Origin of the sequence: Streptomyces sp. HUAS 31 (genome assembly GCF_028198125.1) — a bacterium.
Lineage (GTDB): Bacteria > Actinomycetota > Actinomycetes > Streptomycetales > Streptomycetaceae > Streptomyces > Streptomyces chartreusis.
The window spans coordinates 460,994-484,529 of sequence record NZ_CP116353.1 but is presented as its reverse complement, the minus strand read 5'-3'; the positions used below and the strand labels follow the sequence as shown (position 1 = coordinate 484,529).

The 23,536-nt window shown below is 72.4% G+C and carries 24 protein-coding genes; 7 read left to right on the top strand and 17 right to left on the bottom strand.

Features of this window, described 5'->3' with window-relative positions; all coding sequences use genetic code 11:
- Nucleotides 1-106: 106 nt before the first annotated feature.
- Nucleotides 107-886 carry an aminotransferase class IV family protein gene (locus tag PGH47_RS02040; protein ID WP_271661921.1) on the top strand — a complete coding sequence of 260 codons (780 nt, stop codon included), beginning with the start codon at nucleotides 107-109 and terminating at the stop codon, nucleotides 884-886.
- On the opposite strand, the gene PGH47_RS02035 is transcribed toward PGH47_RS02040, so the two are convergent.
- The 3 genes from PGH47_RS02035 to PGH47_RS02025 form a co-directional block, all read right to left on the bottom strand.
- Nucleotides 883-1,632 carry an SDR family NAD(P)-dependent oxidoreductase gene (locus tag PGH47_RS02035; RefSeq protein WP_271661920.1) on the bottom strand — a complete coding sequence of 250 codons (750 nt, stop codon included), beginning with the start codon at nucleotides 1,630-1,632 and terminating at the stop codon, nucleotides 883-885. The genes PGH47_RS02040 and PGH47_RS02035 overlap by 4 nt on opposite strands.
- Before the next feature lie 111 nt (nucleotides 1,633-1,743).
- Nucleotides 1,744-2,505: a YqjF family protein gene (locus tag PGH47_RS02030; RefSeq protein ID WP_271661919.1), complete on the bottom strand. Its 762-nt coding sequence runs from the start codon at nucleotides 2,503-2,505 to the stop codon at nucleotides 1,744-1,746.
- A gap of 46 nt (nucleotides 2,506-2,551) precedes the next feature.
- Nucleotides 2,552-3,202: a TetR/AcrR family transcriptional regulator gene (locus PGH47_RS02025; RefSeq protein WP_271661918.1), complete on the bottom strand. Its 651-nt coding sequence runs from the start codon at nucleotides 3,200-3,202 to the stop codon at nucleotides 2,552-2,554.
- A gap of 57 nt (nucleotides 3,203-3,259) precedes the next feature.
- Here PGH47_RS02025 and PGH47_RS02020 point away from each other — a divergent pair, with 57 nt between their 5' ends.
- Both PGH47_RS02020 and PGH47_RS02015 read left to right on the top strand, forming a co-directional pair.
- On the top strand, nucleotides 3,260-3,946 hold the full coding sequence (locus PGH47_RS02020) for a class II aldolase/adducin family protein (RefSeq protein ID WP_271661917.1): 687 nt from the start codon (nucleotides 3,260-3,262) through the stop codon (nucleotides 3,944-3,946).
- On the top strand, nucleotides 3,943-4,872 hold the full coding sequence (locus PGH47_RS02015) for a carbohydrate kinase family protein (protein ID WP_271661916.1): 930 nt from the start codon (nucleotides 3,943-3,945) through the stop codon (nucleotides 4,870-4,872). Before PGH47_RS02020 ends, PGH47_RS02015 begins: the two co-directional genes overlap by 4 nt.
- A gap of 7 nt (nucleotides 4,873-4,879) precedes the next feature.
- Here the strand turns inward: PGH47_RS02015 and PGH47_RS02010 are convergent, their stop codons facing one another.
- The 7 genes from PGH47_RS02010 to PGH47_RS01980 form a co-directional block, all read right to left on the bottom strand.
- Complete coding sequence (locus PGH47_RS02010) at nucleotides 4,880-5,239, bottom strand: VOC family protein (protein WP_271661915.1); 360 nt, start codon at nucleotides 5,237-5,239, stop codon at nucleotides 4,880-4,882.
- Between the two features lie 111 nt (nucleotides 5,240-5,350).
- Nucleotides 5,351-6,064, bottom strand: a complete 714-nt coding sequence (locus PGH47_RS02005; RefSeq protein ID WP_271661914.1) for a DUF4232 domain-containing protein — start codon at nucleotides 6,062-6,064, stop codon at nucleotides 5,351-5,353.
- A 380-nt stretch (nucleotides 6,065-6,444) separates the two neighbouring features.
- The gene (locus PGH47_RS02000; protein ID WP_107909635.1) at nucleotides 6,445-6,864 is read right to left on the bottom strand and encodes a TOBE domain-containing protein; all 420 of its coding nucleotides are present in this window, start codon (nucleotides 6,862-6,864) and stop codon (nucleotides 6,445-6,447) included.
- Nucleotides 6,865-7,049: 185 nt separating this feature from the next.
- Nucleotides 7,050-8,135 carry an ABC transporter ATP-binding protein gene (locus tag PGH47_RS01995; protein WP_271661913.1) on the bottom strand — a complete coding sequence of 362 codons (1,086 nt, stop codon included), beginning with the start codon at nucleotides 8,133-8,135 and terminating at the stop codon, nucleotides 7,050-7,052.
- Entirely contained in the window at nucleotides 8,132-8,983 is an 852-nt protein-coding gene (gene modB / locus PGH47_RS01990) for a molybdate ABC transporter permease subunit (protein ID WP_271667955.1), read from the bottom strand. The genes PGH47_RS01995 and modB overlap by 4 nt, the downstream gene beginning before the upstream one ends.
- 11 nt (nucleotides 8,984-8,994) lie before the next feature.
- Entirely contained in the window at nucleotides 8,995-9,822 is an 828-nt protein-coding gene (modA, locus tag PGH47_RS01985; RefSeq protein WP_271661912.1) for a molybdate ABC transporter substrate-binding protein, read from the bottom strand.
- A gap of 110 nt (nucleotides 9,823-9,932) precedes the next feature.
- Entirely contained in the window at nucleotides 9,933-10,319 is a 387-nt protein-coding gene (locus PGH47_RS01980) for a TOBE domain-containing protein (protein WP_271661911.1), read from the bottom strand.
- Nucleotides 10,320-10,457: 138 nt separating this feature from the next.
- Between PGH47_RS01980 and PGH47_RS01975 the strand changes: the two genes are divergently transcribed.
- Nucleotides 10,458-10,940, top strand: coding sequence for a molybdopterin-dependent oxidoreductase (locus PGH47_RS01975; protein WP_271661910.1), 483 nt, complete (start codon nucleotides 10,458-10,460; stop codon nucleotides 10,938-10,940).
- Between the two features lie 11 nt (nucleotides 10,941-10,951).
- Here PGH47_RS01975 and PGH47_RS01970 read toward each other — a convergent pair whose 3' ends face one another.
- Nucleotides 10,952-13,678 carry a molybdopterin-dependent oxidoreductase gene (locus tag PGH47_RS01970; RefSeq protein WP_271661909.1) on the bottom strand — a complete coding sequence of 909 codons (2,727 nt, stop codon included), beginning with the start codon at nucleotides 13,676-13,678 and terminating at the stop codon, nucleotides 10,952-10,954.
- Nucleotides 13,675-14,487 carry an FAD binding domain-containing protein gene (locus PGH47_RS01965; protein ID WP_271661908.1) on the bottom strand — a complete coding sequence of 271 codons (813 nt, stop codon included), beginning with the start codon at nucleotides 14,485-14,487 and terminating at the stop codon, nucleotides 13,675-13,677. The genes PGH47_RS01970 and PGH47_RS01965 overlap by 4 nt, the downstream gene beginning before the upstream one ends.
- Nucleotides 14,488-14,710: 223 nt before the next feature.
- Here PGH47_RS01965 and PGH47_RS01960 point away from each other — a divergent pair, with 223 nt between their 5' ends.
- From PGH47_RS01960 to PGH47_RS01950, 3 genes are all read left to right on the top strand, one after another.
- A complete protein-coding gene (locus PGH47_RS01960) occupies nucleotides 14,711-16,225 on the top strand; it encodes a PucR family transcriptional regulator (RefSeq protein WP_271661907.1) in 1,515 nt (504 codons plus the stop codon).
- A gap of 47 nt (nucleotides 16,226-16,272) precedes the next feature.
- Nucleotides 16,273-17,208 carry a LysR family transcriptional regulator gene (locus tag PGH47_RS01955; RefSeq protein ID WP_271661906.1) on the top strand — a complete coding sequence of 312 codons (936 nt, stop codon included), beginning with the start codon at nucleotides 16,273-16,275 and terminating at the stop codon, nucleotides 17,206-17,208.
- Between the two features lie 105 nt (nucleotides 17,209-17,313).
- Nucleotides 17,314-18,474: an NAD-dependent formate dehydrogenase gene (locus PGH47_RS01950; protein WP_271661905.1), complete on the top strand. Its 1,161-nt coding sequence runs from the start codon at nucleotides 17,314-17,316 to the stop codon at nucleotides 18,472-18,474.
- Nucleotides 18,475-18,522: 48 nt separating this feature from the next.
- On the opposite strand, the gene PGH47_RS01945 is transcribed toward PGH47_RS01950, so the two are convergent.
- The 5 genes from PGH47_RS01945 to PGH47_RS01925 are packed head-to-tail and all read right to left on the bottom strand — an operon-like array spanning nucleotide 18,523 to nucleotide 23,416.
- Complete coding sequence (locus PGH47_RS01945) at nucleotides 18,523-18,918, bottom strand: TOBE domain-containing protein (RefSeq protein WP_030955054.1); 396 nt, start codon at nucleotides 18,916-18,918, stop codon at nucleotides 18,523-18,525.
- 55 nt (nucleotides 18,919-18,973) lie between these two features.
- Nucleotides 18,974-19,966, bottom strand: a complete 993-nt coding sequence (locus PGH47_RS01940; RefSeq protein ID WP_271661904.1) for a TAXI family TRAP transporter solute-binding subunit — start codon at nucleotides 19,964-19,966, stop codon at nucleotides 18,974-18,976.
- Nucleotides 19,963-21,384: a sensor histidine kinase gene (locus tag PGH47_RS01935; RefSeq protein WP_271661903.1), complete on the bottom strand. Its 1,422-nt coding sequence runs from the start codon at nucleotides 21,382-21,384 to the stop codon at nucleotides 19,963-19,965. The genes PGH47_RS01940 and PGH47_RS01935 overlap by 4 nt, the downstream gene beginning before the upstream one ends.
- An 8-nt stretch (nucleotides 21,385-21,392) precedes the next feature.
- Nucleotides 21,393-22,061, bottom strand: a complete 669-nt coding sequence (locus tag PGH47_RS01930) for a response regulator transcription factor (RefSeq protein ID WP_271661902.1) — start codon at nucleotides 22,059-22,061, stop codon at nucleotides 21,393-21,395.
- Between the two features lie 17 nt (nucleotides 22,062-22,078).
- Nucleotides 22,079-23,416: an MFS transporter gene (locus PGH47_RS01925; protein WP_271661901.1), complete on the bottom strand. Its 1,338-nt coding sequence runs from the start codon at nucleotides 23,414-23,416 to the stop codon at nucleotides 22,079-22,081.
- Nucleotides 23,417-23,536: the final 120 nt, after the last annotated feature.

Sequence of the window (23,536 nt, the reverse complement as noted above, 5' to 3'; positions counted from 1 at the left end):
GAGGCGCTGACATCCCGCGAGGGCCCGGACCGGTTCACCCCGTCCGGGCCCTTCGCGTTCCCCGGCTTCGGGGTGCCACGATGCCGGTCCTGACATCCTGGGCGGCATGGCGACGCTCAACGGAAAGCTCGTTTCCCCCGATGAACTACTGTCCCTGGCCCTGGTCAACGTCGGCCACTTCACGACCATGCGAGTGGAGGAGGACGGCGTTCGCGGCCTGCCGCTCCACATGGAACGCCTCCGGAAGGACTGCCGGGCCGTGTGGGGTGCCGACCTCGACACGGGACGCGTCCGCGGGTTCGTCCGCCACGCCGTGGACGGACGGACGCGGCCGTGCGTGGTCCGCGTGACCGTCTACGACCCCGGGGTCGACATGGCCCACCTCGCGGAGGCGGGGGAACCACAGGTCCTGGTCACCGTGCGCGGTGCCGGCGCGATGCCGCCGGCTCCGCTGCGCGCCAAGAGCATGCCCTACGAGCGGGACCTGCCCGAGGTGAAGCACGTCGGTCTCTTCGGGGCCCTGCACACGCGGCGAAGCGCCCAACTCGCCGGGTTCGACGACGCCTTGTTCATCGGACGCGACGGACTCGTCAGCGAAGGCAGCACCTGGAACGTCGGATTCGTCGACCGGAACGGCACGGTGGTGTGGCCACAGGCGCCTGTCCTGCCCGGAGTCACCATGGCACTGCTCCGGCAGCGCGCCGAACACCGCGTCGCCACCGTCACCCTGGAGCAGGCCAAGGGCATGGCAGCCGCATTCGCCACGAACACCGGCATCGGCGTGCGGACCGTCGTTGCGATCGACGACACCGACTTCCCCACCGAGCACCCCGCGCTGGACCGGCTGCGCGAGAGCTACCTTTCAGTGCCGGGCGAGAGCCTCTAGTCAACGATCGCGCCGCAGGAGATGTTCACGTCCGTCGCGGTGAGCGTGCGGGCCCGGTCCGAGGCGACGAAGGCGGCCACATCCCCGACGTCCGCGAGGGTCGCCGTCCGGCCGAGCTGGGTCGCGTCGACCAGGCCGTCGACGATGACCTCGGCCCCGGGGAACTCCGTGGGCAGGGACTCCGGCACGCCGCCGGACTTCAGGGTCACGACCCGGATGCCGTGCGGGCCCAGCTCGATCGCCCACTGCCGGCGCAGCCCCTCCAGCGCGTCCAGCGCGATCTTGAAGCCGCCGAGGCCGGGCAGGGTCTGCGTGCCGCCGCCACCGAAGGCGAGGATCACTCCCGCGCGGCGCGCGGTCATGTGGCGGGCCGCCGCCCGGGTCGTCAGGAACTGCGACCGCATCGCCGTCACGACGGGCCGGAGGAAGTCCGCCTCGGAGATCTCCATCAGCGGCTTCTGGACGTCGCCGTAGCCGATCGCGTTGAACGAGACGTCGATCCGCCCCGCCCGCGCGGCGACACCGTCGACGAAGGCGTCCACCGCTGCCTCGTCGCCCGCGTCGACCACGGCCGTCTCCGCCTCCCCGCCCGCGGCACGGATCTCCTCGGCGACCTTGTCGAGCGGCGCGGCGGTCCGCCCGGCGAGGAAGACCCGCGCACCCTCACGGGCGAAGGCGCGTGCCGCCGCCCCGCCGATGGAGCCACCCGCGCCGTACACCACCGCGACCTTGTCCCTGAGCAACATGATCGATCTCCGTTCCGATCGGCTGTCGACCGGCCGGCCGCGCGGTGCGGCCCCGGCCCTCTCATCCGATACGTCGGCGCCGGATTCCGTAATTCGACACGCGTGAGCGGATCAGGGTGTGGGGATGCCGGCGGGGCGCGCCGGACGGCCGAGTCGGACCGGGACGCCGGGGGAGTACAGCACGCTGGCCGGGGCGCCGCTCGGCGCCGGCAGTCCGGCCGCCGTGATCAGGTTCTCCTTGCAGGTCAGCAGCTCGGCGCGGTACAGCGGCCACCGGGGGTGGTGGTTGGGCAGGAACGCCAGCGGCTCGGGCCCGCCGAAGAAGGCGTTGTGCATGCCCCAGCGCGCGGTGAGGAAGTGCTCAAGATCGGTGGGCTCCTCGATGCGTTCGCCGGTGCGCACGGTGATGCGGCTGTACGCGCCGCGCGGCCCCGGCCAGCGGCGGGAACTGGTGTAGGTGACGGTGTCGCCGGCCTGCCGGACGGACATCCGGGACCACAGATACGGCAGCCGGAAGCCGGCGCGCCCCATCACGACCGGGATCAGCCGCGAGGCGTCCATCGACCGGAACACGACCCCGCGCCGCCCGTGCTCGTCCACCGAGTACAGCCGCACATTGGTCTCCGGGAAGGTCCCGAGATACGGCACCCCCGGCATCCGCAGCCAGCCCACCCGGTGCATCCGGAAGGCGACCAGCCCGACGTAGGTGACCCCGTCGTGGGTGTCCGCGACGGTGCCCCGCGGCAGCAGCGCCGTCACCACGCCGGGGTCGACCGCCCAGTGGATGAAGGCGAGGTCCAGCCACTCCTGGGTGAGGAGCGGAGTACGTATACGGGCGGGGGCGTCCGGCGTGACGGGCGTGGGTTTCGGCACGACGCCAGGATGACAGAGCCGGCCACGCGCTCCGCGGAACCCCAGGTCAGCGGTAGCGGGCGGTGACGCCGGCGAGGTACCCGCGCAGCATGATCCGGGCCTCGTCGAGCAGCGCCGGATCGCCCTCGGGGTTCCGGCGGAACGCCTCCTGGGCGAGGGCGTCGGCTGCGAGGACCGCGGCATGGCAGGCGTGGGTGAGCGCGTCGTCGTCGCGGGCGAGGTCGAGGGCCAGCAGGATGTGCCGGATGCCGTCCGCCATCCGCCGCTTGTGCTCGCGGTCGGCCGCGCGGATCTGCTCGGTGAGGCTGCTGCCGAACCACAGCGCCCGGAAGCCGTGCTCGGTGCGGTAGATCGCGGCGTAGGTGTCGATCAGCACGCCGACGGGGTCCTCCCACCGCTCGGCCGTCGCCGCCCGGACGAGGTCGGCCATGGTCGTCTCCAGCCGGGCGAAGTAGCCCGCCGCGAGGGCGTCGACGATGGCGTCCCGGTCGGGCAGGTACTGGTACAGCGAACCGACCGAGACCTTCGCCTCCGCCGCGATCCGGGTCGTCGTCAGCGCCTGCGCGCCCTCGCGTATCAGGACGCGCTCGGCGGCCTGGAGGACGCGGGCGAGACGGGCCTTGCTGCGTGCCTGCTGGGGTGTGCGGCGCAGCGGGACCTGCCAGGTGCCGTCGGGATCCGGGGTCGGATCGCCCATGTGCGGCCTCCGAATGTGAACGTGACTTTGTTTCAGCTTTAGGCTAGCGTCGCGCGCATGACAGGCTCAAGCTCGGTGCTGGGTCAGGAGCGCGCCGCCGTGGCCGAGGCGTGCCGTCGGCTGGGTGCGGAGGGCCTGCTCATCGGCACGGCCGGCAACGTCAGCACACGCGTGGACGACCGGGTCGCGATCACCGCCACCGGCGCCGTGCTCGCCGAACTCACCCCGGACCAGGTGACCGTGGTCGACCTCGACGGCACCCTCCTGGCCGGGACCCTCGAACCCACCTCCGAACTCGACCTCCACCTCGGCGTCTACCGCCGCTACGGCACCGGTGCCGTAGTCCACACCCACGCCCCCATGGCGACCGCACTGTCCTGCGTGCTCGACGAACTGCCCTGCATCCACTACCAGTTGCTCTCCCTCGGCGGCTCCGTGCGCGTCGCACCGTACGCCACCTTCGGCACCCCCGAACTCGCCGAGTCCGTCCTGACGGCGCTGGACGGCCGCAGCGCCGCACTGATGGCGAGCCACGGCGCCCTCACCCACGCCCCGACCCTCGGCAAGGCCGTCGAGCACGCGCTGCTGCTGGAGTGGGCGTGCGGTGTCTACCAGCGCGCGGCCGCCCTCGGCACGCCCCGCGTCCTCGACGAGCAACAGCAACTCGCCGTGATCGAGGCCGCGCTCGCCCGGAACTACGGCACCACCCACCCCGTACCACCCGTGCAGGAGGGAAACCGATGAAGGTCGTCACGCTGGGCGTGCATGTGCTGGACGTGCTGGTGCGGCCCGTCGAGGCCATACCCGAGGGCCAGGGCGCCACACTGGTCGAGGACATCAGGATGACCGCCGCCGGCACGGCCGGCGGAACCGCGCTCACCCTCGCCAAGCTCGGCGCCACGGTGTACAGCGCCGGAGCCATCGGGTCGGACCCCACCGGGGACATGCTCGTCCAACTCCTCGGCGCGGCCGGCATCGACACCCGGCACCTGGTCCGCCGCACGGACACCGCCACCTCCGCGAGCGTCCTGCCCATCCGCCCCAACGGCGACCGCCCCTCCCTGCACCTCCTCGGCGCCAACATCACCTACGGCCCCGACGACGTGCCCTGGGACGCCATCGCCGAAGCCGACCACCTGCACCTCGGCGGCCCCGAACTGATCGGCGTCGACACCGCCACGCGCATCCTGTCGCACGCCAAGGAACACGGCGTGACGACCTCGGTGGACCTTCTGGCACCCGGCGTGCTCGGGAGCTTCGAGCAGATCGAGGCCGCCCTGCCGTACGTCGACCACATGCTGCCCAACGAGGACCAGGTACTCGGCTTCACCGGCGAACAGGACCTGATCACGGGCGCGCGGAAGCTCCTGGCCGCCGGGGCCGGCCTGGTCGCCGTCACCCGCGGCGGCGACGGCGCGCTGCTGGTGACCCCGGACGGCACCGAGCAGGTGCCCGCCTTCGCGATCGACGTCGTGGACACCACCGGCTGCGGCGACGCCTTCTCGGCCGGCTTCGTCCGCGGCACGGGCCTGGGCCGGGATCCGCACGCGGCGGCCGTCCTTGGCTGCGCGGCGGCGGCCCTGGTGGCACAGGGGCTCGGCAGCGATCACGGGGACTTCGACCTCGCCGCCGCGGACGCGTTCGCGCAGGAGCACAAGCCGCGCACCTGAGGTGCCGTCAGTCGTCCCGGTGGCTGACGATGTTGAGGACGTTGCCGTCGGGCGCGCGGACCAGGAACCTGCGCAGGCCCCAGGGTTCGTCGGTGAGCGGGTGCACGATCTCGTATCCGTGGCGCAGGGCGTCGGCGTAGGCCGGGTCGACGCCCGCGCCGACGCGGACCGATACGGCGGCGAGCTCGGGCGCGGTGGCGTCGCGGGTCACAAGCTGGATCTGCGCCCGGCCGTCGGGCGACCGGTAGCGGGCGACCCAGCCCATGTCGAAGTCCTCGACGCTCAGTCCGAGATAGCCGGTGTAGAAGTCGCGGGCGGCGGCGATGTCGGGGACGTGGAGGTTGGGCGTGATGCCGGTGGGCTCCATCGTGATTCCTTTCCGGGCCGGTCTGGCGCCCCCGACGCTACGCTTCAGCCGCTCGTCCGGCGTGGACCGGCGCCCGGTCGTCGAACATGCGCCGGCCGGCCCGGCAGCGGCTCAGTTGAGAGCGTCCTCCATGTCCGTCTGCCAGTAGGTGACGCTCAGCGCGCTGTCGTAGTGGACTCCCTTGGCCGGCAGGCCCGGCGCGGCGGCCGGTCCGCCGTCGCTGTTCGGGGTACGGCCCTGGAACCCGACGACGAGCTTGTGGCCGGTGTCCGCGCCCGTGCCGCTGCCGTCGGCCGCGCTGAGCAGGACGCCCGCATAGCCGGACTCGCCCGGCTCCAGCATCGTCACAGCCTGCGGCTGGGTGTCCTCGATCGCCTGGGGCACCCACTGCATCTCGTCGAAGCGGAGCACCGGGTAGTACATCAACGCGCATCGCTTCGAGCCGGTGTTGGTCACGGTGAGCAGCATGTGGTTGAGCGGCCGGGGGACCGGCTGGGCCGTGGTCCTGGTGTTGGACCCGTTGCATATGGTCAGGTTCTGCGGGCCGTCGTCGTCCTTCGCGCCCTGGCCGCCCGAGCCGTTCTGAGCCGACCTGACCGGGTCGGCGGACCCGCCTGACGCCTGCCCCGAACCGCCGTTCACACCGGTCCGCTGCGGCGACTTCTCCGGCGCGGGCTTCGACACGTCCTTGGTCGCGCTCGGCGAACCCGACTGCGCGGCGCCCTCGTCCCGGGTGCCGGAGCCGCTCTGGCAAGCGGTCAGGGCGAGGGCGCTCAGGGCGACGCCGGTGGCGGCGAGGAGGCGGGCGTGACGGAAGGTGCGCATGGCTGATTCCTTGTCGGTGCAAAGGGTTTGGGCGCATCCGCTCGACCGGTTGCCGGGAGCGGCGTGCTTGGATGACCAGAGCTTGATCCGTGTTCCGTCCCGCCCGCCACCCACGGCGGGCGATCAGGGACGCTGGAACGGCTGGAGCATGTCTGACCTGGTGAAACGTCCGTCCCCTGGAACGGGGGAACGGGACATGGGGGGGTGGAGGAACGGTGTCGGAAGGCACTGCGGCGGAAGAATTCGCGGCACTTCTGCGGCAGTTGAAGGAGCGCTCGGGGCTCAGCTACGGAGTCCGTCGAAGTCGGTGGGAGGTTGAGCGGGGAGACCTGGTTGACCCTCGCCGGGCTTCAGCAGTCCCCGGGCAGCCGACCCGGGTCTCAGACGGTGGCGAGGGACACCTCGGTCGACTTGAACAGGACGGTGACGGCGGAGCCCGCCGTCAGCCCCAGTTCACCGACCGCGTCCGCGGTGATCGCGGCCGTCACCTCGCCGCCGTCGACGGAGACCCGCACCGAGGCCATCGCCGCGCCCGTCGCGACCTCGCGCACGGTGCCGGGCAGCCGGTTGCGGATGGACAGGCCCTCCACCGGACCGGTGGCCAGCGCGACCTCCGTCGCCTTGACCAGGGCCTGTACGGCGGAGCCCGCCGCGAGGCCCAGATCCCGGACCGCGTCGACGGTGATGGCGGCGGTGACGTCCTGACCGCCGTCGAGGCGGACCCGGACCGTCGCCATGGCCTCCCCCGGAGTGACGGAGGTGACGGTGCCGGGGATCTGGTTGCGGATGCTCAGGCTCATGGTCGTACGCCTCGCAGGGTGTGGGGGATTTGTCCCCATTAGGGTGCTGTGCGGCCCACGGTAGTCCCGCGGGCGCGCCGCCCGCGGGAACCACGGCGCAACCGCGAGGCGAAGGTGCCGCGGCACCTCGCAGAACCGGGCGCCACCTCTCGGGTCGGGTACGCGTGCGTACCGGGCGCCACCTCTCAGGCCGGGTACGCGTGCGTCTGGGTCGCCTTGACCGTCGCCCACACGGTGGCTCCGGGCCGCAGGTCCAGCTCGGCGGCGGCGATGGTCGTGAGGTCGGCCGCCAGCGGCAGTTGGCCGGTGAGGTCGGCGCGGATCTGGTCCCCGTGCGTCTCCAGGCCGACGACCTCGCAGCGCCAGTGGTTGCGGGCGCTGGAGCCGGCCGGGCGGTCCCGGTGCAGGGTGACAGCACCGGGCGGGAAGGCGACGAAGACCGGGCCGGTGAGGTCCTCGGTGGTCGTGATCGCGGGGCCGCCGTCGACACGGACCGTGTGCCCCTGGGCCTCGCCACGGTAGAGGTTGAGGCCGACCAGATGCGCGATGTAGTCGGTGCGCGGATGACGGGCGATGTCCGACGGCGTGCCCTCCTGGACGACCCGGCCGTCCTCGACGACGACCAGCCGATCGGCGAGCACCATCGCGTCCAGGGGATCGTGCGTGACGAGTACGGCGACCGCCTCGAAGGCGGCCAGGTGGTGGCGGAGCTGGGCGCGGACGTCGAGGCGGGTGCGGGCGTCGAGGGCGGCGAGCGGTTCGTCGAGCAGCAGCAGACGCGGGTGCGTGGCCAGCGCGCGGGCGAGGGCGACACGCTGTGCCTGCCCGCCGGAGAGCTTGCGCGGCTTGCTTCCGGCGTGCGCGCTCAGACCCATGCGCTCCAGCCACTCGGCGGCGCCGGCACGGGCCTCCGCCTTGGTGGCGCCGTGGCAGCGCGGCCCGAAGGCGACATTGTCCAGCGCGGACAGATGCGGGAAGAGCAGATAGTCCTGGAAGACGACCCCGACCGGCCGGGACTCCGGCCGCGTACGCTCCAACTCGGCGCCGTCCAGCCGCAGATGACCGCCGGACAGCGGGACGAGCCCGGCGAGGGCGCGCAGCGCGGTCGTCTTGCCCGCGCCGTTGGGGCCGAGCAGCGCGACCACCTCGCCGGGCGCGACGCTCAGCGGCACGTCCAGGCGGAAGGTGCCACGCTCCACCACCAGGCGGGCGTCCAGTCCCGCACCGGTCCCGGCGGGAGCATCGACCACAGGCTTCTCGGTGTCGGTCATGAGGCGGTCATCCATCGGTCACGCAACCCCGCCAGCACCGCGATCGACACGGCGAGCAGCACCAGGCTGAGGGCGATCGCCGCTTCGGGGTCGTTCTGGAGGGCGAGGTACACGGCGAGCGGCATGGTCTGGGTACGGCCGGGGAAGTTGCCGGCGAAGGTGATCGTGGCGCCGAACTCGCCGAGCGCCCGGGCCCAGGCCAGGACGGCACCGGCGGCGATGCCCGGCGCGATCAGCGGCAGGGTGACCCGGCGGAACGCGGTGAAGCGGGAGGCGCCCAGCGTCGTGGCGGCCTCCTCGTAGCGCGGGTCGGCGGCCCGCAGGGTGCCCTCCACGCTGATGACGAGGAACGGCATGGCGACGAACGCCTCCGCGACCACCACACCCGCCGTCGTGAACGGCAGCGTCACCCCGAACCAGTCGTCCAGCCATCTGCCCACGACGCCGTTGCGGCCGAGTGCCATCAGCAGCGCCACACCGCCGACGACCGGCGGCAGGACGAGAGGCAGCGTGACCAGGGCCCGTACGAGACCGCGCCCGGGGAACTCCACCCGGGCCAGCAGCCAGGCCAGCGGCACCCCGATCACCAGGCTCACCGCGGTCGCCGCCGTCGCGCAGAGCAGGGACAGCTGGAGTGCCTGCCACACCTCGGAGCTGGTCAGCAGGTCGGGCATGCTGCGCCACGGGGCGCGGATCAGCAGGGCGACGAGCGGCAGAACCAGGAAGGCGAGACCGATCAGCGCGGGCACGAGCAGCGGCAGCGGGGCGCCCCCGCGCTCCCCGCGCAGGCGGACGCGGCCGCGCCGCGGACCACCGGTCAGGGTGTCCGCGGCGCCGGCCTTGTCCATGGACGGTCCGGTCACGGCTGGAGGAACCCGGCCTCGGACAGGACCTTCTGGCCCTCGGAGGACTGCACCAGCGCGATGAACGCCTTGGCGGCGTCGCTGTTGTGCGACTCCTTCAGCACGGTGATCGGGTAGTCGTTGATGGCGTCGGCGGACTCGGGGAACTCCACGCCCTCCACCTTGTCACCCGCCGCCTTCACATCGGTCTTGTAGACGACGGCGGCGTCGGCCTCCTTCAGGACCACCTTGTTGAGGGCGGACTTGACGTCCTCCTCGTAGGAGACCGGAGTGAGCTTCAGCTTGCTCGCGGTGATGGCCTTCTCGGCGGCGGCACCGCACGGCACCGTCTTGTCGCACAGCACGACCTTCAGGTCCGACTTGGTGAGGTCCTTGAGGGATGCGATCTTGTCGGGGTTGCCCGGCAGGGTCGCGATCTCCAGCTGGTTGCGCACGAAGGTGGCCGGCGTGCCCGCGGCGTCCCCCGCATCGGTCACGATCTTCATGGTCTTCGGGCTGGCGGAGGCGAACACATCGGCGGGCGCACCGCCGGTGATGCTCGCCGCGAGGGCGTCGCTGCCGCCGAAGCTGAAGGTCACCTTCGTGCCCGGGTGCTCCTTCTCGAACTCCTTGCCCAGCGTCGTGAAGCTCTCCTTCAGCGAGGCCGCGGCGAAGACGGTCACCTCACCGGACAGCTTGTCCGAGGCGGACGCCGACGCGGAAGAGTCCGACGTCTTGGCGGAGTCCGAGTCGGAGGACGAGCAGGCACTCAGGGCCAGCAGGGCGGCGGCGCCTGCGCCGGTCACCTTCAGCATCCGGCGGGTCCGGCGCACGGAACGGGTCATCACGGGTCCACTCCCTCTGGTCCTGACGGACACAGCTACGGTCTTACGACCTTGCTCACGGTCTTACGACGTTGCTCACGGTCTTTCGACCTTGTTCGGTCTTTCGATCTCTACGGCCGCTCGACGACCACGTTGGTCGACTTGATCACGGCGACGGCCGGCACACCGGGCTCCAGGCGAAGGTCCTCGGCCGACTCGCGGCTGACCATCGCCACCACCCGGAACGGTCCGGCCTGGATCTCCACCTGCGCCGACACATCACCGAGGGTCACGTCGGTGACGATGCCGGGGAACCGGTTGCGGGCCGAGGAGCCGGTGGACTCCCGTGCGGCCCGGTGCAACTGCCGGGCGTAGGCGGCGAGGGCCGGGCCGGGGATGATGCGGTGGCCCTGCCCGTCCCGGGCGGCGGTGAGTTTCCCGCCGTCCACCAGACGCCTCACGGTGTCGGCGCTCACGCCGAGTAACGCTGCCGCGTCACCGATCCGGTAGGTGTGCATGCGCTGATGATACTGCCGCAGATGCGAGGGGAAAGTCTCTTGTCGCATTGCATGAGCCGGATCATCCCTGGACTGCCTTGGCATGTGCGTTTGTACGGGACCACTGCTCGGGTACGGTCATCCGGGAGGTGGTAGCCCGTGAGTCAGTCCTTCGCAGCTGCCCGTACGACCGCCGGTCAGGCGGCGGAACTCGTCCTCGCCGGCGATCTGGACAACCCGGCCCGCCTGACGGTGCCCGATCTACGCGGCTGGCCACAGCACCGTGCCGAGGTCGCCTTCGAGTGCGCCACCAGCGGCATCCAGTACCACCGCTTCACCGGGCCGCTCCTGCACGACGTCCTCATGGACGCAGGCCCCGTCTTCGACCCCGCGCGCCGCAAGGACCGGCTGCGCTTCCTGATCGCCGTGCGCGGCACGGACGGCCACCACGCCCTGCTGTCCTGGGCCGAGATCGACCCGGACTTCGGCCGGGCCCCCGTCCTGCTGGCGGTCACCCTCGACGACACCGGGCTCGACCTCGCCGGCTCCCAGCTCGTCCTGCCGCAGGACCGCTGCGGCGCCCGGTACATCAGCGGCATCGAGGCGATCCACGTGGACGGCGGCTACCGTGCCTGGGGCTGACGGGGACCGGCTCACCGATCGGTCACGCCCGCGTCCCGCAGCCCCAGCCACACCCGGTCCCGGGTCAGCGGGACCTCGGTGAAGCGGACGCCGGTCGCGTCGCGCAGGGCGTTGGCGAAGGCGGGGGCGACCGGGTTGAAAGGGCTCTCGCTCATCGACTTGGCGCCCAGGGGCCCGATCGCGTCCGCCGTTTCCATGAAGTGGACCTCGGTGCGCGGGACGTCGGCGAACTGGGGGAGCCGGTAGCGGCGGAACGCGGCCGTCTCGACTTCGCCGCGCGCGTCGACGCGCACGTTCTCGAAGAGCGTGGCCCCGAGGGCCTGGGCGACACCGCCCTCGACCTGGCCCCGGCACTGCATGGGGTTCATGACCTTGCCGGCGTCGGCGGCGTGCACGCTGCGCAGGATGCGGATCTCGCCGGTGCCGGGGTCGACGGCCAGCCTGAACCACTGGGCGTTGAAGGCGACCGAGCGCGGGGTGCCGCCGAAGTGGCCGTCGGCGGCGAACTCGACACCGACGGCGCGGGCCACGACGTACAGCTCCTTGAGGGCCAGTCGCCCACCTGGGTGTGTCACCGCCTCCTCGACCAGCCGGCACTCGGCCCGAGGCACGCGCAGATGGGCGGCGGCGAAATCGAGGAGCATGTCGGCCAGGGCGCGGGAGGCGCGCAGGGTGGCCTTGCCCGCGACGACCGTCCCGGTGGAGGCGAAGGCGCCCGTGTCGTGTCGTACGACGTCCGTGTCGGACTGGCGGACGGCGATCCGGTCTACTGTCGTGGCGAGTTCACCGGCTGCGATCTGCCTGTGCACGGTCGTCGTGCCGTTGCCGAACTCCGCCGTGCCGACCGCCAGATCGAAGCTGCCGTCCGGCAGCAGCGCGGCGCGGGCGTCGGCGATGTGGCCGCCGGGCGGACCGGTCGCGATCATCGCGAGGGCCGTGCCCTCACCCACGAGCCAGCCTTCGGGCGCGGGCGCGCCCCCGGGTTCCGCCTGAGCACGCCGCACGACGGCGAGACACTGGTCCAGGCCGTAGCTGGCGATGTGCAGGTCCTCCTCGTGGCCGCCCGGGGTGAGCATCGGCTCGCCCGGACCGATGATGTTGCGGGCCTTGAACTCCAGCGGATCCAGGCCGAGTCGGCGGGCCACCTCGTCGAAGGCCGACTCGACGGCGAACGTCACCTGCCCGAGGCCGTACCCGCGGAACGCGCCCGCCGGGACGGTGTGCGTGTAGACCGAGTACGCGTCGACCTTCTTGTTCGGGGCGCGGTAGACGGCCATGGACTCGCCGACGCTGTGGAACATCACCGCCGGGCCGTGGTTGCCGTACGCGCCCGTGTTGGCCACGACCCGCAGTCGCAGCGCGGTGAGGGTGCCGTCGCCGCGGGCGCCCACCTTGACGCCGATGGTGAAGGGATGCCGGGTGGTGGCTCCGTGGAACTGTTCGGCCCGTGTGTACTCCAGCTTCACCGGGCGGCGCAGCCTCAGCACCGCCAGCGCCACGATGTCCTCGACGAGCATCTCCTGCTTGCCGCCGAAGCCGCCGCCGACCCGGCCGGCGATCACCCGGACCTTCTCCTCGGGCAGGTCGTACAGGGCGCACAGGGCGCGGCGGGTCAGGAACGGCGTCTGTGAACTGGTGCGCACGGTGAGGCGGTCGTCCTCGTCGAACCAGGCCACCGCGCCGTGCGTCTCCAGGCTGGCATGCTGGACGCGCTGGGTGCGGTACGTGTCCTCGTACACGACGTCGGCCTCGGCGAAGCCCGCCTCCACGTCGCCGATCTCGCCGTGCGCCTCGCCCACGACGTTCGCTTCGGGACGGGCGATCCGGGCCGTCGCGGCGTCCTTGGCGTGGACGACGGGCGCGCCCGGCCGCATGGCCGCCTCGGGGTCGAGGACGGCGGGCAGCACGTCGTACGTCACCTCGATGCGCCGGCAGCCCTCCTCGGCGGCGGCCTCGCTGTCCGCGACGACGGCCGCGACGCGCTGGCCCACGAAGCGGACGGTGTCGTCGAGGACGCGGGTGTCGTCCGGATCCTCCTCGGGGTGCTCGTGGCGGGCCGTGGAGAAGTGCCGTTCGGGCGCGTCCCGGTGAGTGAGAACGGCGTGCACGCCCGGCACGCGCAGGGCCGCGGTCGTGTCGACGGCGACGATGCGGGCGTGCGCGTGCGGGGAGCGCAGGAGCTTCATGTGGAGCAGGCCGGGCACGTCGATGTCGAAGGTGTAGCGGGCCGTGCCGGTGACGACCTGCGGACCGGCGGGAGCGGGGAGGTTACGGCCGACGGACTCGCCCGCGCACGGAGCCTCCACGTGCCTGACCCCGCGTACCGCGTCCTCGATGGCCCGGTACCCGGTGCAGCGGCACAGGTTGCCCTTGAACGCCCGTGGCAGATCCGCGAGTTGGTCGTCGTCCAGGGCGGCCGTCGTCATCAGGTACCCGGCGGTGCAGAATCCGCACTGGAAGCCCTGGGCGTCGAGGAACCGCTGCTGCACGGGATGGAGTTCGCCGTCCGGGGAGGCGAGCCCCTCGACCGTGGTGACCGTACGGCCGTCGGCCCGGAAGGCCGGGTACAGACAGCTGTGGACCGGCTCGCCGTCCACATGGACCGTGCAGGCGCCGCAGTCACCCGCGTCGCAGCCCTTCTTCACACCGAACCAGCCGCGTTCACGCAGATACGTCCGCAGACACTGGCCGGGGCGGGACTCCTCCTCATGGGAACGGCCGTTGACCTCGATCCTCACCGGAGCACCTCCTTGCGGATCTCCTCCGCGTACCGGTACGTCATGTGCCGCCGCCACTCGGGCAGCCCGTGGATGTCGCCGAACCACTCGTCGTCCGCCACGGCGGCGTCGATCGCCGCCCGCAGCGCCCCGGCGGTCGGCGGCAGCGGGAACCACAGCCGGATCGGCCGCACCGTCGACGCGGTCACCGTGACCGCGAGCGACCCGTCGAGCGCGTCCAGCGCACCGATGACCAGCACACCGGAGCGGCCCAGCCCGTACAGCGACGCCTGCCGGAACGCCGTACGGCGGTCGAGGGCGCGGGACGGCAGGGTCACGGACCGCAGCAACTCGCCCTCGGCCAGGTCCTTGCGGCCCGCGCCGGTCACGAAGTCGGCGACGCGCACCCGGCGGCGTACACCGTCCTGGGCGACGAGCAGGCACTCACCGTCGAGAGCGGCGGTCAGGGAGATCATGGGGCCGGCCGGGAGGGCGTTGCACAGATTGCCGCCGACGGTCGCCATGTTCCAGATCTTGAAGGAGGCGAGGAAGGCCCGGCAGCACTGCTCGAACAGCGGCGCCGCCTGCACCGAGAGGCCCTTCGCGAACCGTGAGAGCCGGGCGATGGTGCAGGTCGCGGCGATCTCCAGCGAGCCGTCCGGATGCCGTCGCACCGGTTCCCAGTCGGTCCGGCTCAGGTCCACCAGGCGCCGCAGTCGGGGCTGCGGCTCGGAGAACAGATACGTGCCGCCGCCCAGCCAGGCGTCGCCCGGCCGCCAGGGCGACGGATCCCTGGCGTCGCGTATCTCCACCACCGTGTTCAGGTCCATGGCCGTCAGTGAAGCAACGCGAACCGGCCCGGGACGACTGGTTCCCAACACGGAAACACCGACCCTTCCGGCGGTGATCCTGGAGGATCATCCAAGAGGCATTTCGTTCGATTCATCTTGCATTTACGATGCTGGAGTCCGTATCTGCCTGGTGGATGCGGTTTCGTCGGACGCTCGGCCGGGAGTGGCTGGATTCGGCGGTCGTGACAAGGAGCCGGAGCACATGCACGTCGAACACCTCCTGAGGGACGAGACCCTCGGCCTGCGCCTGCTGTGGGCCGAGGACACACTGCTGGAGCGGGAGATCAGCGGCGTCACCGTCACGGATCTGGAGGACCCCGTGCGCTTCGTGCGGCCGGGAGAAGTCGTGCTCAGCGGACTGGTGTGGTGGACGCCGGACGGCGGGCAGGACAAGGCCGAGCGCTTCGTGGCGGGGCTGCGCGGCGCCGACGCCGCCGTGCTGCTGGCGGGCGAGGAGACGCACGGCGCGGTCCCCGGCGACCTCGTCGAGGCGTGTGTACGGCACGGCATCCCGGTGGCGGCCGTCCCGGCCCATGTGATGTTCCGGGCCGTCACCGACCAGGTGTACTTCCAGCAGTGGGGAGAGCTGAGCCGCCATCACGCGCTGCCCGAGATCGCCCGTGCCCGGCTGAGCCGGCTCGCCGCTCAGGACGCCGGCCCGGAGGCGATGCTCGCCGCCGCCTTCGCCCACCTCGGAAGGACGGCCGCCGCCTACGTCCTCACCGCCACCGGACGCACGGTCGCGGCCACCGAGGGCGCCCGCGCACTGCCCGCCGAGGAGGCCGTCGCGGCGCTGATGGACGGCTCCGGCACGACGATCCCGGTCGACAGCGAGGCCGCCGGCACACCGTACGAGCGCCTGCACCTCTACCTCCCCGACCCGGACGCCGCACCGCCCCGCATGCTGCAAGAGGTCGCCGCGATCCTCGGCCGCGGCCAGGAAGCACGGATCCGGCGCCGCGCCGCCGCCCGCCGGGCTGTGGACGAACTCGGCACACTGCTCGCACGGTCCGGCGCCGAAGCCACCGACGTGGCGGCCGCACTGCGGACCTGCGGCCTGCCGGCCGCAGAAGGCCCCTACCAGGTGATCACCGCCGAAACCGCTGACCGGCGCGAGGGCCTGGCGGAAGGCGCGCTCGCGGAGGCGGTCGCGCACGTGGCCGGGCCGGGACCCGCGGCCGTGGGCCGGCTCGCGGACGGCACGGCCTTCGCGGTCGTCCCCGGCGACTTCCCCGCCGGCTTCGGCGCGGTCTGGCCGCTCGTCGCCGGATGCGAACCGTCCGTGCCGCTGCACGGCGGCGCCGGGTCACCCGCCGCCGGGCCGGAGGGTCTGGCAGGGGCCCTGGCGGAGGCACGCTACGCCCTGGCCTCGGCACGGAGCATCGCGTCGGACGCCTCCCTCCTCACCGACGCCACCGCGTTCACCAGCCTCGACACGCTGCTGACCGGAGTGCCGGCCGAGGTCCGCAACGCGTACAGCCGCACCGTCCTCGGATCCCTCATCGACACCGGAAACACCTCCGCCGCCCCGTTGTTGCACACCCTGCGGACCTTCCTCGCCTGCGACGGCTCCTGGGCCCGCACCGCGGAGGCCCTGCACCTGCACGTCAACACCGTCCACTACCGCATCCAGCGCATCGAGCACTTCACCGGACGCGACCTGTCCCGCCTGGCCGACCGCCTCGACCTGTGGGCGGCCCTGCTGTGCCGGTCGTGACCGGCACAGCCGGTGGGTAGGCCCACCGGAACCCCGGAAGGACCCGCATGCAACTGCGCCAGCTGGAATACCTGGTCGCCCTCGCCCGCGAACGTCATTTCGTCCGCGCGGCCGCCGCCTGCTATGTCTCCCAGCCCTCCCTGTCTGCCGCGATACGGCGGCTGGAACACGAGCTGGGCGTGCCGATCGTGCGCCGCGGCAGACGCTACGAGGGCCTGACCCCGGAGGGCGAGGTGGTGCTGGCCTGGGCACACCGCATGCTCGCCGAACGCGACGCCCTGCGCCAGGAGTTGTCGTCCCTGCGCGACGGCCTCACCGGCACGCTCCGCCTCGGAGTCGTCCCCACCGCGCTGCCCGCCGCCTCCCTCCTGACGACCCCCTTCTGCGAACGCCACTCCCGGGCCGGCGTCAGCATCGAGTCGCTGTCCTCGGCCGACATCACCTACGGGCTCACCGAGTTCGAGCTGGACGCGGCGATGACGTACCTCGACGACGACACGCTCGGCGACCTGCGTCGACTGCCCCTGTACGAGGAGCGGTACATGCTGCTGACACCGTTGGACGGGCCGCTCGCGGGCGCCGGGTCGGCCAGCTGGTCGCAGGCCGCCGCGCTGCCGCTGTGCCTGCTCAACTCCCGTATGCGCAACCGCCGCATCATGGACGAGTGCTTCGCCGCGGACGGCGCCACCGCCGCACCCGCGATCGAGTCGGACACTGTCGCCGGCCTGTACGCGCACCTTCCGCGCGGCCGCTGGTCGAGCGTCATCTCGCATGCCTGGCTGCACATGTTCGGAGTACCGGAGGGGATGCGGGTGGTCCCGCTGGAAGGGCCCGCGCACGGACCGCGCGTGGGGCTCGTGACGGGCCCCGACGAACCGCCCTCCGTCCTGGCCGGAGCCTTGCTGGCGGTGGCGCGGGAGGCCGGCGTACGGGAGGCCCTGGACGCCTTGCTGCGGACGTATCTCGACGCCCACGACCGCTGATAGCCGTCGGCTATACGGGCATAGCGAAGTTCGCTTTGACCAGGGCATTCGACGGCGAGGATCGTGAACCGCACCTTCCCGCAACGCCAGTTGAGGAGCCGCGACATGGCCAAGGTGCTCTGCGTCCTGTACGACGACCCCACCGACGGATACCCGACGACGTACGCCCGCGACGACCTCCCCGCCATCGACCACTACCCCGGCGGCCAGACCACCCCCAGCCCCGAGGCCGTCGACTTCACCCCCGGCCACCTCCTCGGCAGCGTCTCCGGCGAACTCGGCCTGCGCGACTACCTGGAGAAGGCCGGCCACACCCTCGTCGTCACCTCGGACAAGGACGGCGACGGGTCCGTCTTCGACCGCGAGCTGCCCGACGCGGACATCGTCATCTCGCAGCCGTTCTGGCCGGCGTACCTCACCGCGGAGCGGATCGCCGCCGCCAGGAACCTCAAGCTGGCCGTCACCGCGGGCATCGGCTCGGACCACGTCGACCTCGACGCGGCGATCGCGCACGGCGTGACGGTCGCCGAGGTGACGTACTGCAACAGCATCAGCGTCGCCGAACACGTGGTGATGACGACGCTGTCCCTGGTGCGCAACTACCTGCCGTCCCATCAGGTCGTGCTGGACGGCGGCTGGAACATCGCCGACTGCGTGGCCCGCTCCTACGACCTGGAGGGCATGCACGTCGGCACGGTCGCCGCCGGGCGGATCGGCCTCGCGGTGCTGCGCCGCCTCGCGCCCTTCGACGTGAAGCTGCACTACACCGACCGGCACCGGCTGCCGCGCGAGGTGGAGGAGGAGCTGGGGCTCACCTTCCACGCGACGGCCGCCGACATGGTGCCGCACTGCGACGTCGTCACGATCAACGCGCCGCTGCACCCGGAGACGGAGGGCCTGTTCGGTGACAAGCTGCTGGCGACGATGAAGCGCGGCGCGTACCTCATCAACACGGCCCGGGCGAGGATCGTCGATCGTGACGCCGTCGACCGCGCCCTGCGCAGCGGGCAGTTGGCCGGGTACGGGGGCGACGTCTGGTATCCGCAGCCGGCCCCCGCCGATCACCCCTGGCGCACCATGCCGCACCAGGGCATGACCCCGCACATCTCGGGCTCCTCCCTGTCGGCGCAGGCCCGTTACGCGGCCGGCACGCGGGAGATCCTGGAGTCCTGGTTCACCGGCCGCCCCATCCGCGACGAGTACCTGATCGTCGACGGGGGAGCCCTCGCCGGGACCGGCGCCCACTCCTACTCGGTCACCAAGTGACCCGGCGCTCCGTCACCCGGTGACCGGGGAGGTCACCGCCCACCACCCTCACACGCGGTCGATGTGCACGTTCGTCGACTTCACCCGGGCGGTGGCCTCCATCCCGACCTCGAGCCCCAACTCCTCCACGGCCTCCCGTGTCAGCAGCGACACCAGCCGGTGCGGTCCGGCCTGGATCTCCACCTGGGCCGCCACGTCACCCAGCTTGATCGCGGTGACGATGCCCGGGAAGGCGTTGCGGACCGAGGTGTAGGAGGCGTCCTCCTCGCCGCTGCCGCCCTTCGCGAGCTCCACCGAGAAGGCGGCCAGGTCCTTCCCGTCGATGAGGCGTCTGCCGCTCTCGTCGCGATGGGTCGCCACCCGCCCCGCGTCCGCCCACCGCCGCGCGGTGTCCGGACTGACGCCGAGCAGCCGTGCGGCCTGGCCGATCGTGTATGCCTGCATGCAGGCCAAGATAGGTCAGCGGCGGGGCAGGTCGGTGACACACCCCGGCCGACAGCTAGCCGTGCAGTTCGCGGTACGCGACGACCGCCCCCGGATGCAGCGGTACGGACCCGGTCGAGATCAGGCTGCGGGCGTCCAGGAACTGGGTGCCCAGGGCCGAGGTCGGGACGAGGTGGGTGGCGCGGCGGACCAGGACGTCGGTGAGGGCGGCGGCGACGGGGGAGGGCAGATCGGGGCGGCACAGCAGCAGGTTGGCGACGCCGATCGTGGTCACCTCGGGCGTGCCCCGGTACGCGCCGGCCGGCACCGTAACCGCCTCGAGGCCCGGCCCGGAGGGCTCCGTGCCGGCCCGCAGGCGGGGGAGCAGCGAGGCCAGCGGCAGCAGCCGTATGCCGCGCCGGGCGCCGAGCCCGGAGAGCGCGGGCAGCGGCAGGCCGCCCGACACCAGCAGCGCGTCGATCGCCCCGTCCCGCATGGCGCGAACCGCCTGCGGCAGCAGCAGGCGGCGGACCTGGACGTCGGCCCCAGGGGTCAGTCCCGCGGCCCGCAGCAGACGGTCGCCGAGGACGGCGCCGCCGGACGCGGGCGCGCCCAGCGAGACCGTGTGCCCCGCCAGGTCGGCGACCGTACGGATCGGCGCGTCGGCACGCACCGCGAGCTGGAGATAGTTCTCGTACACCCGGCCGATCGACCGCAGCGGGACCGGGCGGCCGAACGGTGCCGACCCGTCGTACGCGGCCCACGCGATGTCGGCCAGGGACAGCGCCACGTCGGCCCGGCGGGCCTGGAGCATGCGGATGTTGTCGACGCTGGCCTCGCTGTGGATCACCTCGCAGGACAGCCGGGGGTAGGCCGCCCGCACCTGGTCGGCGAGGAGCCGGCCGAAGGCCGCGTAGAGGTTGCCGGACTCGCCGGTCGCGATCCGCAGCCTGCCCTCCGGGCCCCGGTCCGTGTGCCGGGCGTCGGCCGTGCCGGCGGCCGCGAGCAGTCCCGTGCAGGCCACGCCGACGGCGGCGCGCAGGACGGTGCGGCGGGTCGGGCCGGTCATTTCGTACGTCCCTTCCCGGCCGACGTCGTCTCCTCGTCGGCGCGCGGGAGTACGACCCTGACCCGCAGGCCGTGCGGCTCGGCCGACGCGAACTCGACGTGACCGCCGCGCCCGGCCACCAACTGCTCGGCGATCGCCAGACCGAGGCCGCTGCCGCGCACGTCACGGTGGCGCTCGGAGCGCCAGAACCGGGTGCCCGCCTGCGGCAGTTCCGCCGTGCCGAGGCCCGGGCCGTCGTCCCGTACCTCGAACACCGCGTGCGGGCCCTCGGTGAAGCAGCGCGTTTCGACGCGGGCGCCGCTCCCGGCGTACTTGATCGCGTTGTCCAGGAGGATGTCGGCGACCTGGGCCAGCTCACCCTCCGTGCAGGCCATGCGGACGACAGCGCCGGGGGCCTGGTCGAGGCGGACCCCCGCCTGTTCGGCGACCGGTTGCCACAGCTGCACCTGGGCCGCGGCGACCCCGGTCGCGTCGCAGCACGCCTCCGGCGCGTCCGTCACGGCCAGCTCGCCGGCGCGGTGCTCGGCGTTCGCCAGGGCGAGCAGATCGTCCAGGAGGTGCTCCATGCGTTCCAGCTCGCCGGTCACGCCCGTGTACGTGCGGGTGGCGGAGTCGGGCAGCCGCAGCTGGAGGGAGTCGATGCGCAGGCGCAGCGCGGCCAGCGGATTGCGCAGCTGGTGGGAGGTGTCGGCGACCAGCCGCCGCTGCTGTTCCAGTGCCGTGGTCACCGCGTCGGCCATGCGGTTGAAGCCGGTGGCCAGCTGCCGCAGCTCGGGCGGCCCGCCGGCCCGGGCGTGCTCGGCCGGCAGCCCCGCCGCGAGCGCGCCGACCGCCCGGTCCAGGTGGTGCAGGGGCCGCACGACCCACCGCGTGGCGGCGCGGGCGAGCAGCACGCAGGCCACCGCGAACAGGCCCGCCCCGGCCAGGACCAGTGCCCAGCGCAGGGCTATGTCGTCCGCGGCGGCCCGCACCGACGCCCGCAGTACCACGGCGCCGGACACCCGGGTGCCGGTGCCCACCGGGCGGGCGAGCAGTCGGTCGCCGCGAGACCAGGGGCGCAGCGTGCCGCCGGGCGAGACGCGCTGGTTGCGCAGCGCCGCGTCGACCAGCCTCGCGACGACCGGGTCCGTGGCGCGCAGACCGCCCGCCTGCACGACTGGCGCGCGACGGGCGTCGACGACCACGACCGCCTCGCCGTACAGGTCGGCATACCGCTTCACCTCGGCCGTCAGCGCCCCGGTGTCGCCGCTCTCGGCGGCCTGCTCGGCCAGCCCGGCGAAGCGGTCGAGGTCACCGGTGCGGGCCGCGACGAGCTGCTCGGTGCGCTGGGTGGCGGTGACACCGAGCAGCGGCACCGCGAAACCGGCCACCGCGAGCACCGCGAAGGCCAGGACGACGGTCAGCACTCGAGTACGCATGGCCCGCTTCAGCCGCCGAACCGGTAGCCGAAGCCGCGGATCGTGGTCAGCACTTCCGGTCGGCCGAGCTTGGCCCGCAGCTGGGTGAGGTGGACGTCGAGGGAGCGGGACACCGAGAGATAGGCGTCGCCCCACACCTCGTCCATCAGTTGCTGGCGGCTGACCGCCGTGCCGGCCCGGCCCGCCAGCGCGGCCAGCACCGCGAACTCCTTCGTGGTCAGCCGCACCTCCGCACCGCCCACCGTCACCCGGCGCGCGTCGAGATCGACCTCGACGTCACCGGCGCGGGCCGTGCGCGGCGCGGGTGCCGCCGGGGTGGTCGGCGTCGCGGCCCGGCGGGTCACGGCCTCGATCCGGGCCAGCAGCTCGGCCAGCCGCACCGGCTTGACCAGGTAGTCGTCGGCGCCCAGCCGCAGGCCGCGCACCACCGACCGTTCGTCGCCCCGCGCGGTGAGGACCACGACCGGAAGGCCGCTCACCGCGCGGAGCTTGCGCAGGACCTCCAGCCCGTCGAGGTCCGGCAGGCCGAGGTCGAGCAACAGCAGGTCGGCCTGGCGGTGGCGGGCGAGTACGTCCTCGCCGCGCCGCACCCGGGTGGGCAGATGACCGTGCTCGTACAGGGCCTCGGTCAGGGCACCGGCCACCCCGTCGTCGTCCTCGGCCAGCAGTACGCGCACGCTCGCCACCCTCCCGGTCAGTCCTTGGCCTCGCTCTCCAGCGGCGATCCGTCCGACGTCTCGCGCATCCGAATGTAGACGAGCAGGGAGACCAGGACGCAGGCGGTGACGTAGTAGAAGTACCAGCTCTCGTGGCCGGCGTCCTTGAACCACAGGGCGACGTACTCGGCGGTCCCGCCGAACAGGGCCACCGTCAGTGCGTAGGGCAGACCGACGCCCAGCGCCCGGATCGACGTCGGGAACAGCTCGGCCTTCACGACCGCGCTGATCGACGTGTACAGGGAGCTGACGGCCAGCGGGCCGACCATGAGCAGGAACGCGTACACGGGATCGCTGGTGTGCGACAGGAGGGTCAGCGAGGGCACCACCACGATCGCCCCCAGCACACCGAACCCGATCAGCATCGGACGCCGCCCGATCCGGTCGGACAGCAGCCCCATGACCGGCTGGAGCAGGACGAACACCAGCAGCGCGAAGAAGTTGATCCAGGCCGCCGTCGGCTTGGCGATGCCGCTGGTGTTGACCATGAACTTCTGCAGGTACGTCGTGTACGTGTAGAAGAACAGCGTGCCGCCCATGGTCAGGCCGACGACGATCAGGCACTGCCGGGGGTACGACAGCAGCATGCGCAGGCTGCCACGAGCCGGACCGGAGCCCTTCTCGCCCTCGGCGGCCACGCGCTCGAAGCTCTCCGACTCGTCCATGCCGCGCCGCAGCCACAGCACGACGATCGCCCCGGCGGCACCGACGACGAAAGCGATCCGCCAGCCCCACGACTCCATCTGCGTGTCGCTGAGCAGCTGCTGCAGGATGATCTGGAGGCCGAGGGCCGTCAGCTGCCCGGCGATGAGGGTGACGTACTGGAAGCTGGAGTAGTAGCCGCGCCGGCCGGGCGAGGCGACCTCCGACATATAGGTGGCCGAGGTCGAGTACTCCCCGCCGACCGACAGCCCTTGCAGCAGCCGCGCGGTCACCAGCAGCACCGGCGCGACGACGCCGATCGTGTCGTAGGACGGTGTCAGCGCCACGATCAGCGAACCGGCCGCCATCAAGGTCACCGACAGCGTCAGCGCCGAGCGCCGCCCCCGCCGGTCGGCGTACCGCCCCAGTACCCAGCCGCCGATCGGCCGCATCAGGAAGCCGACGGCGAACACGGCTGCGGTGTTCAGCAACTGTGCGGTCTGGTCGCCGGACGGGAAGAACGCGGCGGCGAAGTACACGCTGAACGCGGTGTACGCGTACCAGTCGTACCACTCGATCAGATTGCCGATCGAGCCTCGCACGATGTTGCTGACAACCCTGCGTTCGCCCTGACGCGACTTCCGCGTATCCGCGGTCGTGGTCTGTGTGGCCATCGAGAACTCCCTTGTCTGCGGCCCGGAGGCACACAGAGTCGATGGCCCGGCAGCCCCGTTCAACAGCGCGAACGAAGACCTAACAGTCCCTTAGGACGGAGGCCGCGCGAGGGCGTGAAC

What these genes read in the sequence shown, in the direction of transcription:
- modA (WP_271661912.1), bottom strand. Translation starts at nt 9,822, where the DNA reads ATGACCCGTTCCGTGCGCCGGACCCGCCGGATGCTGAAGGTGACCGGC.
- PGH47_RS01980 (WP_271661911.1), bottom strand. Translation starts at nt 10,319, where the DNA reads ATGCACACCTACCGGATCGGTGACGCGGCAGCGTTACTCGGCGTGAGC.
- PGH47_RS01940 (WP_271661904.1), bottom strand. Translation starts at nt 19,966, where the DNA reads ATGACCGGCCCGACCCGCCGCACCGTCCTGCGCGCCGCCGTCGGCGTG.
- PGH47_RS01935 (WP_271661903.1), bottom strand. Translation starts at nt 21,384, where the DNA reads ATGCGTACTCGAGTGCTGACCGTCGTCCTGGCCTTCGCGGTGCTCGCG.
- PGH47_RS01960 (WP_271661907.1), top strand. Translation starts at nt 14,711, where the DNA reads ATGCACGTCGAACACCTCCTGAGGGACGAGACCCTCGGCCTGCGCCTG.
- PGH47_RS02010 (WP_271661915.1), bottom strand. Translation starts at nt 5,239, where the DNA reads ATGGAGCCCACCGGCATCACGCCCAACCTCCACGTCCCCGACATCGCC.
- PGH47_RS01965 (WP_271661908.1), bottom strand. Translation starts at nt 14,487, where the DNA reads ATGGACCTGAACACGGTGGTGGAGATACGCGACGCCAGGGATCCGTCG.
- PGH47_RS02005 (WP_271661914.1), bottom strand. Translation starts at nt 6,064, where the DNA reads ATGCGCACCTTCCGTCACGCCCGCCTCCTCGCCGCCACCGGCGTCGCC.
- PGH47_RS02000 (WP_107909635.1), bottom strand. Translation starts at nt 6,864, where the DNA reads ATGAGCCTGAGCATCCGCAACCAGATCCCCGGCACCGTCACCTCCGTC.
- PGH47_RS02035 (WP_271661920.1), bottom strand. Translation starts at nt 1,632, where the DNA reads ATGTTGCTCAGGGACAAGGTCGCGGTGGTGTACGGCGCGGGTGGCTCC.
- PGH47_RS01950 (WP_271661905.1), top strand. Translation starts at nt 17,314, where the DNA reads ATGGCCAAGGTGCTCTGCGTCCTGTACGACGACCCCACCGACGGATAC.
- PGH47_RS01925 (WP_271661901.1), bottom strand. Translation starts at nt 23,416, where the DNA reads ATGGCCACACAGACCACGACCGCGGATACGCGGAAGTCGCGTCAGGGC.
- PGH47_RS01995 (WP_271661913.1), bottom strand. Translation starts at nt 8,135, where the DNA reads ATGACCGACACCGAGAAGCCTGTGGTCGATGCTCCCGCCGGGACCGGT.
- PGH47_RS01945 (WP_030955054.1), bottom strand. Translation starts at nt 18,918, where the DNA reads ATGCAGGCATACACGATCGGCCAGGCCGCACGGCTGCTCGGCGTCAGT.
- modB (WP_271667955.1), bottom strand. Translation starts at nt 8,983, where the DNA reads ATGGACAAGGCCGGCGCCGCGGACACCCTGACCGGTGGTCCGCGGCGC.
- PGH47_RS02025 (WP_271661918.1), bottom strand. Translation starts at nt 3,202, where the DNA reads ATGGGCGATCCGACCCCGGATCCCGACGGCACCTGGCAGGTCCCGCTG.
- PGH47_RS02015 (WP_271661916.1), top strand. Translation starts at nt 3,943, where the DNA reads ATGAAGGTCGTCACGCTGGGCGTGCATGTGCTGGACGTGCTGGTGCGG.
- PGH47_RS02040 (WP_271661921.1), top strand. Translation starts at nt 107, where the DNA reads ATGGCGACGCTCAACGGAAAGCTCGTTTCCCCCGATGAACTACTGTCC.
- PGH47_RS02020 (WP_271661917.1), top strand. Translation starts at nt 3,260, where the DNA reads ATGACAGGCTCAAGCTCGGTGCTGGGTCAGGAGCGCGCCGCCGTGGCC.
- PGH47_RS01955 (WP_271661906.1), top strand. Translation starts at nt 16,273, where the DNA reads ATGCAACTGCGCCAGCTGGAATACCTGGTCGCCCTCGCCCGCGAACGT.